This window comes from Kitasatospora sp. NPDC051170 (genome assembly GCF_044455705.1).
Taxonomy (GTDB): Bacteria; Actinomycetota; Actinomycetes; order Streptomycetales; family Streptomycetaceae; genus Kitasatospora.
Map to the genome: position 1 here is coordinate 122493 of NZ_JBITFA010000015.1, position 12452 is coordinate 134944.

The window sequence follows — 12452 nt, forward strand, 5'->3', positions numbered from 1 at the left end:
GCCCAGCACGATCCGCCCGTCACGCCCCTCCGAGCACGATCCGCCGCACCCCCGCCCCCTCCCACCGCGCCGGGTCCGTGCAGCGCCGCCCGTCCAGCAGCACCCGCACCCCCGGCAGGTCCCCCGGCCCCAGGTCCCGGTACTCGGGGTGGTCGGCCTGCAGCACCGCCGCCACCACCGGCTCCCCGCCGTACGGGGGCAGCCCCAGCGCCGTCAGCTCCCCGGCGGCGTACAGCGGATCGGCGACGTACGGCCGCGCCCCCACCGCCCGCAGCGCCTCGACCAGCGGGAACACCCCGGAGTACGCCGTCTCCTTCACCCCGCCCCGGTAGGAGGCCCCGAGCACCAGCACGCCCTGCCCGTCCACTCCCCCGGGCACGGCCCCGGCGAGCACCCCGGCCGTGTACCCGGGCATCTCGAGGTTGGCCTCCCGGGCCGCGCGCACCACCGTCGCGTCCGGGTCGTTCCACAGGTAGAGCCGCGGGTAGACGGGGATGCAGTGGCCGCCGACCGCCACGCCGGGGCGGTGGAGGTGGCTGTACGGCTGGGAGTTGCAGGCGTCGGCGACCTCGGCGAAGTCCACGCCGACGCGGTCCGCGTAGCGGGCGAACTGGTTGGCGAGGGCGATGTTGACGTCCCGGTAGGTGGTCTCGGCGAGTTTGGCGAACTCGGCGGCCTCCGCCGAGGCCAGCGCCCAGACGCCGTTGGGCCGGGGCAGGTCGGGCCTGGGGTCGAAGTCCAGCACGGCCCGGTAGAACTGCTCGCCCCGGCGGGTCGAGGCCGCGTCGAGGCCCCCGACGAGCTTCGGGTAGCGCCGCAGGTCGGCGAAGACCCGCCCGGTGCGGACGCGTTCGGGGCTGAACACCAAGGGGAAGTCGGTGCCGGCCGCGAGCCCGGAGCCGGCCTCCAGCCGGGGCGCCCAGCGCCCGCGTGTGGTGCCGACGGGCAGGGTGGTCTCGTAGCTGACCAGGGCGCCCCGGCGCAGCCCGGCGGCCACCGCGTCCGTGGCGGCGTCGAGGAGGGAGAAGTCGGGGGTGCCGTCGGCCGCGGTGACCAGCGGGACGACCAGCACCACGGCGTCGGCTCCGGCGACGGCGGCCGTGGTGTCGGTGGTGGCCCGCAGCCGGCCCTCGGCGACGACCTCCTTCAGGGCCTCGTCCAAACCCTCCTCCCGGGGGAAGGGCGGCACTCCGAGGTTGACGCTGTGGACGACGCCGGGCGCGATGTCCGCCCCGGTCACCCGGTGGCCGCGCAGCGCGAAGCGCACGGCCAGCGGCAGGCCGAGCTTGCCCAGCCCGACCACGCAGATGTCGAGGGTCATGCCTTTCCTCCGCTCATCGGGCCTCCACTCGTCGAGCTCATGCCCGTCCTCCGCTCACCGAGTCCGCCAGCCGCCGCCACACCGGGTGGCGCCGCAGTCCGCGGCGCAGCTGTTCGGGGACGAGGCCCCGCCACAGCTGCTGGGCGAGGTTGGGACGCAGGACGGCCGCGAGCGGCTCCTCCCGCAGCAGGAACAGGTCGTCGCCGAGCCCCAGCCGGGGGTCGCGGAAGGCCGGGTAGGCCGCGTAGTGGCGCCGCCCCTCGACCAGGGCGGGCGGCTCGCCGTGCGCGGCCTCGTAGCGGATCTGGTCGCGCAGCGCCTCGGGCCGCCCGGCGGCGGCGAGTTCGAGGCGCAGCCGGGCGGCGACGGGCAGGCGCCCGTACACCTCGCGGGCGCGGAAGCGCTCGACCAGGCGGGCGGTCTCGGCGCAGACGCGGCGCTGGAGGTCGGCGTCGAGGAGCAGGAAGCCGTCGGAGAGCAGCCGGGGGACGTCCCAGGAGAAGCTGCGGGCCCGCAGGGCGTCCAACGCCTCGCCGGGCTCGGCGAGTTCGGCGGCGACCTGCTGGAGGGCGGCGATGCCGCGCAGCCGGTCCAGTACGGAGGCGCGCTCGGTGACGTTGCCGCGGTCCTCGCGCAGGACGAGGTGGTAGCAGTCGTAGGAGGCGAGGACGGAGACCCTGCGGGCCCGCAGGCAGGCTTCGAGGGTGAACGGCTGGTCGGAGAAGACCTTGAGCGTCTCGTCGCGGCGCAGCCCGTGGCGGCGGATCAGGTCGAGGCGGAAGAGCTTGGTGTCGGCGAGGGCCCAGGCGAGGGCGGAGTCGGTGAAGCGGACGGACTCGGCGTCGGCGTGGAAGATGCCCTGCGGGACCAGCCGGCCGTTCACGCCGACCTGTTTGGGGAGGACGACGTCCGACTCCCAGGTGTCGGCGGCGGTGACCAGGCGTTCGAGGGCCTCCTCGCCGAGCCAGTCGTCCGCGCCGAGGAAGAGCACGTAGCGGCCGCGGGCGAGGTCGAGGGCGCGGTTGGTGGGGGCGGCGGGGCCGCCGGAGTTGGCCTGGTGCACCACGGTGAACAGCCCGGGGTGGCGGGCCGCGTAGGCGTCCAGCAGTTCGCCGCCGCCGTCCGTGGAGCCGTCGTCGACGGCCACCACCTCCATCCGGCCCGGCGCCAGGGTCTGCCCGACGAGGGAGTCCAGGCAGGCGGTGAGGTAGGGCAGGGTGTTGTAGACCGCGACCACCACGGTCACGTCGGGTACGGACATCGGGCGGCGGGCCTCCGGTGCTGTGCGGTGAGTGACGACAGGTCAACTCGACACGCCTGCGGGGGGTCACGTCCGTCACCCGTATCGGTGACGGCCTCCGGCGAGCGGAGGAACGCGGAGTAACGCAGAGGAACGCGGAGGAGTCCCCTGCCGGAGGCCCGTCCGGTCAGCCGATGGCGACCTCCGCGTACATCCGGGCGATCACGTCCTCGATGGCGGGCTCGCGCACGGAGAGGTCCACCAGCGGGTAGCGGGCGGCGACGGCCGCGACGATGGGCGCCGCGCTGTCCTGGGCGGGGAAGGCCAGCCACTGGCGCGGGCCCTCGGCCCTGACCACGCGGGCGCCGGGTACCTCGATCGGGGGACGGGCCTCGGCGAGGTCGACGACGAGGGTGCGTTCGCTGAGTCCGGTGGCGTGCAACCCGTCGAGCCCGCCGTCGTAGACGACCCGGCCGTGGTCGATCACCATGACCCGGTCGCAGAGCTGCTCGATGTCGGTGAGGTCGTGGGTGGTGAGCAGCACGGTGGTGCCGCGCTCGCGGTTGACCTCGCGCAGGAACTCGCGGACCTTGCCCTTGCTGATCACGTCGAGGCCGATGGTCGGCTCGTCGAGGTAGAGCACCCGGGGGTCGTGGAGGAGGGCCGCCGCGAGGTCGCCGCGCATCCGCTGGCCGAGGGAGAGCTGGCGTACGGGGGTGTCCAGCAGGGCGGCGAGGTCGAGCAGTTCGACGCAGCGGTCGAGGTTCTCGCGATATCGCCCGTCCGGGACGCGGTAGATGCGCCGGGCGAGTTCGAAGGAGTCGCGCAGCGGCAGGTCCCACCAGAGGGTCGTCCGCTGTCCGAAGACGACGCCGATCCTCCGGGCCAGGGCGACGCGTTCGCGGGCCGGGTCGACGCCGGCGACGCGCAGCCGGCCGCTGCTGGGGACGAGGATGCCGGTGAGCATCTTGATGGTGGTGGACTTGCCGGCGCCGTTGGGCCCGATGTAGCCGACGCACTCGCCGGCCTCGACGGTGAAGCTGAGCCCGTCCACGGCGCGCACCTCGCGCTTGGTGCGGCTGAAGCGGCCGGCGCGGGCGCGCACGGTGAAGGTGCGGTGGACGTCCTGGAGTTCGATCAGTGCCACGATGAGGTTCCTTACGGGAGAGGGTCGTTCAGCTGCCGGTGCCGCGGTAGGCGCGCAGTCCGGCCCGCCAGGCGAGCCCGGCGGCGGTGACGCACAGGGCCGCGGCCACCGGTGAGGCGTACTGGAAGGCGGCGGGCAGGCCCAGCGGGTCGGGCCGGTCGAGGATGCGCAGGCTGGGCAGCCAGTTGACGAAGGCCAGCGGGACGCCGAAGACGACGCCGGCGACGAGTTCCTTGGCGAAGATCGTCGGCGGGTAGTGCAGCAGGGTGGCGCCGCCGTAGGTGAAGGAGTTCTGGATCTCCTTGGACTCGCCCCACCAGAACTGCACGGTGGCGCCGCCGATGAAGATCGCCCCGAAGATGGCGGTGCCGCAGACCAGCAGGACGGGTACGAGCAGCACCCGGTCCCAGGTCCAGTGGACGTCGAGGGCGGCCAGCGACCAGACGAGCACCGCCGCGGCCTGGAAGGGGCGGCCGAGGCGGCGCAGCGAGAAGCGTTCGGCGCACAGCTGGGAGAGCGCGGGCGCGGGCCGCACCAGCATGCTGTCCAGGGTGCCGTTGACGATCCGCTGGCCGAGCCCGTCGGAGGAGCCGACGAGCAGGTTGGCGACGCCGAGGGAGAAGGTGGCGGTGCCGTAGAGGAAGGCGATCTCCGGCAGGGTCCAGCCGCCGAGCTGCCGGGTGTGCAGGAACATGATCACGACCACGACGAAGTCGAGCGCGTGGACGGCGATGCCGGAGACCACGCCGAGGACGTAGGAGGCCCGGTAGGCCGCCATCGAGCGCATCCACATCCGGGCGCAGAGCCACCAGGAGCGCACGGCCCAGGCCGTACGGGCGGGCAGGCCCTCGCGGAGCGTCAACCGCTCAGCCACCCTGCACCACCACCTTGCGGGTGGCGAGCCACTGCGCGCCCCGGCCGGCGGCCAGCAGCACGGCGGCCCAGCCGAGTTGGAAGGCGAGCGCCCCGGCGAGGGCGGCGCCGGTCGCCCGTTCGAGGAAGACGTCGGTGGGCACCTTGACGAGCGAGGCCCAGGGCAGCACCTCGGCGAGGGTGCCGAGCGCGCCGGGGAAGAGGACGATCGGCAGCAGCATGCCGGAGAAGAACATCGAGACCACCAGCATCAGCGAGCGGATGCCGTCCGAGTCGTGCAGCCAGAAGCCGGTGATCGAGACCAGGAACCGGATGCCGAAGCTGACCAGCAGGGCGAGCAGCACGGAGAGCAGGAAGAACAGCCAGGTCAGCGGGTGTTCGGGCAGCCGCACGCGGAACACCAGGGCGCCGAAGAGCAGGGGCACGGTGCCGCGCACGAGCAGGTGGAAGGCGGCCCGGCCGAGGTCGGTGGCCAGCCACCAGCCCTGGAAGTCGACGGGGCGGTAGAGGTCGACGGCGATGTCGCCGGTGCGGAAGCGGTCCTGGAGCTCGTCCTGGAAGCCGCCGCCCCAGACGGCGATGGCGACGAGCAGGCCCTGGCTGACCCAGATGTAGGTGACGGCCTGGCTCTGGTCGTAGCCGCCGAGGTTGGGACGGGCCTGCCAGAGGGCGACGAAGGAGGAGGCCAGGATGACGCCGAAGACGGTGTTGGTGAAGGCTCCGGCGGCGGTGGCGGCGCGGTAGGTGGAGTAGCGGCGGAAGGCGCCGCGGGCAACGGCGGCATAGAGCATATTGTCTCCTTATCGACATTTCAGAGGGCGGACGGGTGGCGGGGTGGGCAGCGGGACCGTCACGGACCGCCCCCGCGTCCGCGCACGTCGCTACGGCTCCGACCGGCCGCACCCGGGGGTCCCCGGGCGGGCGAGCGGAGCTGGCGAAGTGGGCTCACTATGAAGTTCGCATCTTTCACCGTACCTCCGGCCGCCCCCGCCCGCACCCGGTTTTCCCCAGCCCGCCCGGCCACCCCACCCACCCCTGAGGCGACGTCAAATAGCACATAATCGCGGCATGAGCTTCGTCACCCGACGCCAGGCCAAGCGGGCCGCCCGCCGCGCCGCCCGCCGCGCCCTCCCCCTCTGGCGTCGGCTGATCCCCACCTGGCGCGTCACCCTGGGCACCGCCGCCGCCCTGCTGCTGCTCGCGGTCGGCTCCTTCGCCGTGCTCTACGTGATCGTCCCCGTCCCCGACGCCAACGCCCACGCCACCGCCCAGAACAACATCTACCTCTACGCCGACGGCACCACCGAGATCGCCCGCACCGGCGCCGTCAACCGCACCGACGTCACCATCGACCAGATCCCCCTGCCGACCCAGCAGGCCGTCGTCTCCGCCGAGGACCGCACCTTCTACCAGAACCGCGGCATCGACCTGAAGGGCATGCTCCGCGCCGGCTGGAACACCCTCCTCGGCAAGGGCATGCAGGGCGGCTCCACCATCACCCAGCAGTACGTCAAGAACTACTACCTGACCCAGGACAAGACCGTCGAACGCAAGGGCCGCGAACTCTTCATCGCCCTCAAGGTCGACCAGCAGCGCGAGAAGAAGGACATCCTCGCCGGGTACCTCAACAGCAGCTACTTCGGCCGCGGCGCCTACGGCATCCAGAGCGCCGCCCGCGCCTACTACGGCGTCGACTCCTCCCAGCTCACCCTCGCCCAGGGCGCCTACCTCGCCTCGCTCCTCCAGGCCCCCAGCCTCTACGACGTGAAGACGGCCACCCCCGCCAACCGCGAGAAGGCCCTCGCCCGCTGGAACTACACCCTCGACGGCATGGTCCAGCTCGGCTTCCTCAGCACCGCCGACCGCGCCGCCACCACCTTCCCCGACCCGATCGACCCCCGGCCCGCCACGGGCCTGTCCGGCCAGGCCGGCTACCTCGTCGGCGTCGCCGACGACTACCTCGTCAGCACCGGCACCATCGACGCCCCCACCCTCAAGGCCGGCGGCTGGCGCATCACCACCACCTTCGACAAGCCCCGGCAGGACGCCTTCGTCAAGGCCGTCCAGGACGAACTCACCGGCGAACTCGACCCCGCCGCCCGCCCCACCACCGACACCGACGTCCGCGTCGCCGGAGCCTCCGTCGACACCGCCACCGGCCGCGTCGTCGCCGTCTACGGCGGCCCCGACTACGCCAAGCAGCCCTACAACGACGCCCTGCGCCAGGACAACCAGATCGGCTCCACCTTCAAACCGATCGACCTCGCCGCGGGCCTCCTCGCCCAGCACACCGTCGACGGCCGCCCCATCACCACCGAGAGCCGCTACGACGGCACCAGCGAACGCCCCGTCACCGGCGGCCCCACCCCGTACGCCCCGCCCAACGAGGACGGCGTCGACTACGGCAGCATCACCCTGCGCCACGCCATGGTGAAGTCCGTCAACTCCGTCTACGCCCAACTCGGCGTCGACGCGGGCCTCCCCCGCGTACGCGAGACCGCCCTCAAACTCGGCATCCCCGACACCGTCCGCGGCCTCGACCCCGCCAACACCTCCATGACGCTCGGCACCGCCACCCCCAGCGCCCTCGACCTCGCCGGCGTCTACGCCGCCTTCGCCGACCACGGCCAGGCCCGCACCCCCTGGTCCGTCTCCAAACTCGAACGCGTCCACCCCGGCGGCGCCGTCGACGTCCCCAAGATGCCCGAACACAAGGCCGTCGAGGCCCTCGACCGGCAGACCGCCGACAACGTCACCGACGTCCTGCGCGACGTCATCAGCACCCGCGGCACCGGCGCCGCCGCCCTCGAACTCGGCCGCCCCGCCGCCGGCAAGACCGGCACCACCGACTCCAACCTCTCCGCCTGGTTCGCCGGCTACACCCCCGAACTCGCCACCACCGTCGGCCTGTTCCGCGAGAACCCGAAGACCCACGCCAAGGAACCCCTCGCCGGGACCGCCGGACTCACCCGCGTCAACGGCGGCGCCTTCCCCACCAGGATCTGGACCGCCTACACCGCCGCCGTCCTCGACGGCACCCCCACCCAGCGGTTCGACCTCCAGACCGGCCACGCCGACAACAGCACCCCCGACTGGCCCACCGCCACCGCCACCACCCCCAGCGCCGCCCCCACCACCGCCGACCCGGGCACCGGCACCGGCCAGACCCCCGGCCACACCACCCCCACCGGCCAGGCCACCCCCGGCACCACCCCCGGCGACCCCGCACCCAGCCCCCAGAACCCCCAGCCCACCCCCACCCCGGAACAGCCCAGCCCCACCCCGCACCCCACCCAGACCCGGCCGGGCCGCCCCACCAACCCGCCCACCGCCACCGGCGGAGCCACCGGGCCGGCCGCGACCCCGGCGGCCCAGCCCTGACCCACCGACGCCCCGGCCCTACCGCACCAACGCCCGCTCCGCCGCCGTACGGAAGCGCGGCGTCACCCGCACCTCCCCCAGCCAGCCCGCCAGACGCTCCGCCTCCCCCGCGACCGCCCGCTCCGCCTCCGCCCCCACGTCACGGAACAGCCGCCACACCACCTCGCCGTCCGCCCGCTGCGCCCACGCGCCCACCACCTCGCCGCACCACCACACCGTCGGCCCGGCGTTGCCCGCCCGGTCGAACAGCTCCGGCACGTCCTCCGGCCGCAGGTACCAGTCCCGGCCCCGCCAGCCCATCACCGCCGGGTCCAGCGCCGGCAGCAGCGCCGCCCACGGCCGCGGCCGCTTCGTCGCCTCCACGTCCCCCGGCAGCACCAGCGCCGCCGTCCCGTCCGCCAGCGCCACGTCCTGCGCGCCCACGTCCGCCAGCGCCTTGCGCACGTCCCCCAGCGTCCAGCCCGTCCACCACTTCACGTCCTCGACCGTCCCCGGTCCGTACGAGGCCAGCCAGCGGCGCACCACCTCCGCCTTCGCCTCCCGCACCGGCACGTCCGGCCACTGCGGCACCGGCGCCCACGGGTAGACGCTGCTCAGCCACGACCCCCGCGGCCGGCAGCGCCGCACGTGCCCGTCCGAGGCCATCACCCGCACCAGCCGGCTGCCGACGCTCTGCTTCGCCTCGTACGCCTTGCCCGCCGACCTCAGCATCGTCTCGCGCAACTGCGGGACGTCCTCGCCGAGTTCCTTCGTCGTCGCCTCCCCGCGCGCCTCCAGCGCGGCCATCACCTCGCGCTCCGTCCGCGCCAGCCGCTCCTCGTCCCAGCCCTGGGCGTACTCCCGCAGGTCCTTGAGCAGCGTCGCCCGCTCCTTCAGCGCGATCGCCCGCGCCGCACCCGAACTCACGTACGGGGCGAGGCCCTCCGTCACCGCGAAGATCGTCCGCCGCATCGACAGCAGCTTCACCAGCGACACGTCCTCGTACAGCGCCCGGTCCACCTCCGCCGCCGAAGGCTCCGCCAGCCGCGCACAGGCCGACACGTACACCGTCGCCGCGTCCGTGGCGTGCAACCCGACCACCGCGTCCGCCACCGCCTCCACCCGGCCCACCCGGGCCGAAGGCTCCAGCAGCAGCCGGCGCCCCATCCGCGCCCGCCGCTCCCCGTCACCGATCACCGGTACCGCCGCTCCGCTCATGCCGGGGACCTTAGTGCCTCCCACCGACACCGCTCAGGAGATCGGCCGCCAAGTCCGCGAACTCCTCCGGCAACGGCGACTCCCGGCCCTGCGCCCACACCAGCGCCACCCGGTTCGGCGCGACCCCCTCGATCGGCACGCGCACCACGTCCGGGCGGGTGTAGAACGCCGCCACCGACAGCGGCAGCACCACCGTCCCCTCCCGCGCCGCCACGTACTCCAGCTTCTCCTCCACCGTCTCCGGCCGCGGCCACGCCCTCCGCTGCCCCTGCGGCTCCGGCAGACCGCACCACTCCGGCACCAACTCCGGGCACTGCAACAGCCGTTCCCCGCCCAGCTCCGCCATCGACACCGAGCCCGCACCCGCCAGCCGGTGCCCCGCCGGCAGCACCGCCACCCTCGGCTCCTCGAACATCGGCCGCACCCGCAGGCCCCGCCCGTCCACCGGCAGCCGCACGAACGACACGTCCACCCGGCCGTCCCGCACCACCTCGGCCTGATCGACCCACGAGGTCCGCACCACGTCCACCACCAGCTCCGGACGCCGCGCCGACAGGGCCCGCACCGCCGCCGTCACCGTGATCCCCGGCATGAACCCCACCACGAACCGCGGCCGCTCCCCCGCGTCCGCCGACCGCGACACCCGGCGCCGCAACGCCTCCGCCGCCGCCAGCAGCGGCGGCGCGTCCTCCATCAACTGCCGCCCCGCGTCCGTCAGTTCCGTCGAACGCCGGTCACGCCGGAACAGCTGCGCCCCGAACTCCACCTCCAGGGCCCTGATCTGACGCGACAGCACCGGCTGCGCGATGTGCAGCCCCTGCGCGGCCCGCCCGAAGTGCAACTCCCGCGCCACCGCCACGAAGTACCGCAGCTTGCGCAGATCGACGTCCACCACCGCCACCACCTCCCGCTGATACCCCAAGGGTATGACAGCCGACCGAACAGGTCTTGGACGCCCCGACCACCCCGGGCGCAGGATCGAAAGCACCTCAGGAAAGGAATCCAGACATGTCCCTCACCGACCAGCACGTCGCCGTCCTCGGCGGCACCTCCGGCATGGGCCTCGCCACCGCCGACCTCGCCGCCCGCCGCGGCGCCCGCGTCACCGTCGTCTCCAGCCGCCCCGAGAGCGCCGAACGCGCCCTCGCCACCCTCCCCGCCGGCACCACCGCCGAGACCGCCGACCTGAGCGACGCCCGCCAGGTCGCCGCCCTCTTCGAACGGCTCGGCCCCCTCGACCACCTGGTCTACACCGCCGGCGACGCCATCAGCCTGATGCCCGTCGACGCCCTCGACCTCGACGCCGCCCGGAAGTTCTTCACCGTGCGCTACTTCGGCGCCCTCGACGCCGTCCGCGCCGCCCTCCCGCACCTGCGCCCCGGCGGCTCCGTCACCCTCACCTCCGGCACCGCCGGAGCACGGCCCGGCCCCAGCGGCTGGGGCATCGCCGCCAGCATCTGCGGCGCCGTCGAGGGCCTCGTCCGGGCCCTCGCCGTCGAACTGGCCCCCGTCCGCGTCAACGCCGTACGCGCCGGGCTGATCCGCACCCCGCTCTGGGACAACGTCCCCGAGGCCGACCGCGAGGCGATCTTCGCCCAGACCGCCGCAACCATCCCCCTCGGCCGCGTCGGCACCCCCGAGGACGCCGCCGAGGCGTACGCCTACCTGATGGACCAGCGCTTCGCCACCGGCACCGTCCTCACCGTCGACGGAGGCAGCCTGCTCGCGTGAGCGCCTTGAACCCCTACAGGTACAGGCCCGTCGACCCCTCGATGTCCCCGAAACGCGTCGCCGCCACCGCGTGCAGGTCGCGCTCGCGCAGCAGCACGTAGGTCGCGCCGCGCACCTCGACCTCCAGCTTGTCCTCCGGGTCGTACAGCACCCGGTCGCCCGGCTCCACCGAGCGCACGCTCTGGCCCACCGCCACGGCCTCGGCCCAGGTGCAGCGCTTGGACAGCTCCGCGGTCGCCGGGATCAGGATGCCGCCCGTCGAACGGCGCTCCCCTTCACTGCCCTCGATCCGCACCAGCACGCGGTCGTGCAGCATCCGGATCGGCAGCTTCTCGCCCAGTCGGTCGTGCCGGGCCTGGTCATGGGCGGACGAGGTCGGTTCGTCGTACGTACTCACGGTCCCGAAGGTACCCTCCCCGGGCGCGGAGCGTGACGCCAGCCCAGCATCCGGCCCGACATCCGAACCGGCATCCGTCCGACATCCGACTCGGCATCCGTCCCGGCACGCGGAAGGCCGGACGCACCCGCGCCCGGCCTTCCGCGATCCCGTACTCAGCCCTTGCGGCGCCTGCGACGCGTCGCCAGCAGCAGCACCACGCCCAGACCGACGGCCGCCACCGGGATGATCCGCTCGCGGCGGGGCTGCCCGTCCTCGTCCACGAAGTTCGCCCGCGCCTTCTCCAGCAGACCGCTCGCCGCCACGTAGACCTTCGCGGTCCTCTCCTCGACCGCGGCCTGCGCCTTGGCCTTCGCCTGCGCGGTGATCGTGCTCGGGTGGACGCGCACGGCCAGCTCGTCCAGGGTCGAGGCCAGCTGGGTGCGCGTGCGCTCGATGTCCGCCTCGATCTGGACGGCCGTCCGCGCCGACTTGTCCTGCGTGCTCGACTCGCCCACTCGGGCCACCCCATTCACTTGCCGATGTTGTCCTGGTCGTCCAGTGCGACCGGACCAGTCTCTCAGGCGTCGGGCTACGCCGCGCGGCCCCACCCACCAACGGAGGTAAGTTTGCCGTGGTACGACCGCCCGTCCCACCCCCAGGAGAGTACGACCGTGAGTGAGCGTCTCCAGCCCGGCGACACCGCACCCGCCTTCACCCTTCCCGACGCCGACGGCAACCAGGTGTCCCTGGCCGACCACCTCGGCCGCAAGGTGATCGTCTACTTCTACCCCGCCGCGCTCACCCCCGGCTGCACCAAGCAGGCCTGCGACTTCACCGACAACCTCGACGTCCTCGCCGCCGCCGGCTACGACGTCATCGGCGTCTCGCCCGACAAGCCGGAGAAGCTCGGCAAGTTCCGCGAGACCGAGAACCTGAAGGTCACCCTGGTCTCCGACCCGGAGAAGAAGGTCCTGGAGGAGTACGGCGCCTTCGGCGAGAAGAAGCTGTACGGCAAGACCGTCACCGGCGTCATCCGCTCCACCGTCATCGTGGACGAGCAGGGCAAGGTCGAGCACGCGCTCTACAACGTCAAGGCCACCGGGCACGTCGCCAAGCTGCTGCGCGACCTCAAGGTCGAGGCTTCCTGACGGACGTACGAGAAGCAGCGGTGGCGGCCACCCCC

Annotated in this window: 12 protein-coding genes; 3 read left to right on the forward strand and 9 right to left on the reverse strand. The window is 73.5% G+C overall.

Features of this window, described 5'->3' with window-relative positions:
- Window positions 1-19: 19 nt before the first annotated feature.
- The 5 genes from ACIBCA_RS28310 to ACIBCA_RS28330 form a co-directional block, all read right to left on the reverse strand.
- A complete protein-coding gene (locus tag ACIBCA_RS28310; protein ID WP_396285840.1) occupies window positions 20-1321 on the reverse strand; it encodes a nucleotide sugar dehydrogenase in 1302 nt (433 codons plus the stop codon).
- A 37-nt stretch (window positions 1322-1358) separates the two neighbouring features.
- On the reverse strand, window positions 1359-2582 hold the full coding sequence (locus tag ACIBCA_RS28315) for a glycosyltransferase family 2 protein (protein ID WP_396285841.1): 1224 nt from the start codon (window positions 2580-2582) through the stop codon (window positions 1359-1361).
- A gap of 166 nt (window positions 2583-2748) precedes the next feature.
- The gene (locus tag ACIBCA_RS28320; protein ID WP_396285842.1) at window positions 2749-3708 is read right to left on the reverse strand and encodes an ATP-binding cassette domain-containing protein; all 960 of its coding nucleotides are present in this window, start codon (window positions 3706-3708) and stop codon (window positions 2749-2751) included.
- 28 nt (window positions 3709-3736) lie between these two features.
- On the reverse strand, window positions 3737-4582 hold the full coding sequence (locus tag ACIBCA_RS28325; RefSeq protein WP_396285843.1) for an ABC transporter permease: 846 nt from the start codon (window positions 4580-4582) through the stop codon (window positions 3737-3739).
- On the reverse strand, window positions 4575-5372 hold the full coding sequence (locus ACIBCA_RS28330; RefSeq protein ID WP_396285844.1) for an ABC transporter permease: 798 nt from the start codon (window positions 5370-5372) through the stop codon (window positions 4575-4577). Before ACIBCA_RS28330 ends, ACIBCA_RS28325 begins: the two co-directional genes overlap by 8 nt.
- A gap of 277 nt (window positions 5373-5649) precedes the next feature.
- Between ACIBCA_RS28330 and ACIBCA_RS28335 the strand changes: the two genes are divergently transcribed.
- Window positions 5650-7962 carry a transglycosylase domain-containing protein gene (locus tag ACIBCA_RS28335; RefSeq protein ID WP_396285845.1) on the forward strand — a complete coding sequence of 771 codons (2313 nt, stop codon included), beginning with the start codon at window positions 5650-5652 and terminating at the stop codon, window positions 7960-7962.
- An 18-nt stretch (window positions 7963-7980) separates the two neighbouring features.
- Here the strand turns inward: ACIBCA_RS28335 and ACIBCA_RS28340 are convergent, their stop codons facing one another.
- Together ACIBCA_RS28340 and ACIBCA_RS28345 are read right to left on the reverse strand one after the other, a co-directional pair.
- On the reverse strand, window positions 7981-9159 hold the full coding sequence (locus ACIBCA_RS28340) for a winged helix DNA-binding domain-containing protein (protein ID WP_396285846.1): 1179 nt from the start codon (window positions 9157-9159) through the stop codon (window positions 7981-7983).
- A gap of 10 nt (window positions 9160-9169) precedes the next feature.
- Window positions 9170-10054, reverse strand: a complete 885-nt coding sequence (locus ACIBCA_RS28345; RefSeq protein ID WP_396285847.1) for a LysR family transcriptional regulator — start codon at window positions 10052-10054, stop codon at window positions 9170-9172.
- A 113-nt stretch (window positions 10055-10167) separates the two neighbouring features.
- Here ACIBCA_RS28345 and ACIBCA_RS28350 point away from each other — a divergent pair, with 113 nt between their 5' ends.
- Window positions 10168-10890 carry an SDR family oxidoreductase gene (locus tag ACIBCA_RS28350; protein WP_396285848.1) on the forward strand — a complete coding sequence of 241 codons (723 nt, stop codon included), beginning with the start codon at window positions 10168-10170 and terminating at the stop codon, window positions 10888-10890.
- A gap of 13 nt (window positions 10891-10903) precedes the next feature.
- On the opposite strand, the gene ACIBCA_RS28355 is transcribed toward ACIBCA_RS28350, so the two are convergent.
- Together ACIBCA_RS28355 and ACIBCA_RS28360 are read right to left on the reverse strand one after the other, a co-directional pair.
- Window positions 10904-11206: a GroES family chaperonin gene (locus ACIBCA_RS28355; protein WP_396285942.1), complete on the reverse strand. Its 303-nt coding sequence runs from the start codon at window positions 11204-11206 to the stop codon at window positions 10904-10906.
- A gap of 236 nt (window positions 11207-11442) precedes the next feature.
- Window positions 11443-11784, reverse strand: coding sequence for a DUF3618 domain-containing protein (locus tag ACIBCA_RS28360; RefSeq protein ID WP_396285849.1), 342 nt, complete (start codon window positions 11782-11784; stop codon window positions 11443-11445).
- A gap of 156 nt (window positions 11785-11940) precedes the next feature.
- Between ACIBCA_RS28360 and bcp the strand changes: the two genes are divergently transcribed.
- Window positions 11941-12417 (forward strand): thioredoxin-dependent thiol peroxidase, encoded by a 477-nt coding sequence (gene bcp, locus ACIBCA_RS28365; protein WP_396285850.1) that lies wholly within the window; start codon window positions 11941-11943, stop codon window positions 12415-12417.
- The last annotated feature ends 35 nt before the right edge of the window (window positions 12418-12452 follow it).

What these genes read in the sequence shown, in the direction of transcription:
- ACIBCA_RS28310 (WP_396285840.1), bottom strand. Translation starts at nt 1,321, where the DNA reads ATGACCCTCGACATCTGCGTGGTCGGGCTGGGCAAGCTCGGCCTGCCG.
- ACIBCA_RS28315 (WP_396285841.1), bottom strand. Translation starts at nt 2,582, where the DNA reads ATGTCCGTACCCGACGTGACCGTGGTGGTCGCGGTCTACAACACCCTG.
- ACIBCA_RS28330 (WP_396285844.1), bottom strand. Translation starts at nt 5,372, where the DNA reads ATGCTCTATGCCGCCGTTGCCCGCGGCGCCTTCCGCCGCTACTCCACC.
- ACIBCA_RS28335 (WP_396285845.1), top strand. Translation starts at nt 5,650, where the DNA reads ATGAGCTTCGTCACCCGACGCCAGGCCAAGCGGGCCGCCCGCCGCGCC.
- ACIBCA_RS28340 (WP_396285846.1), bottom strand. Translation starts at nt 9,159, where the DNA reads ATGAGCGGAGCGGCGGTACCGGTGATCGGTGACGGGGAGCGGCGGGCG.
- ACIBCA_RS28350 (WP_396285848.1), top strand. Translation starts at nt 10,168, where the DNA reads ATGTCCCTCACCGACCAGCACGTCGCCGTCCTCGGCGGCACCTCCGGC.
- ACIBCA_RS28355 (WP_396285942.1), bottom strand. Translation starts at nt 11,206, where the DNA reads ATGCTGCACGACCGCGTGCTGGTGCGGATCGAGGGCAGTGAAGGGGAG.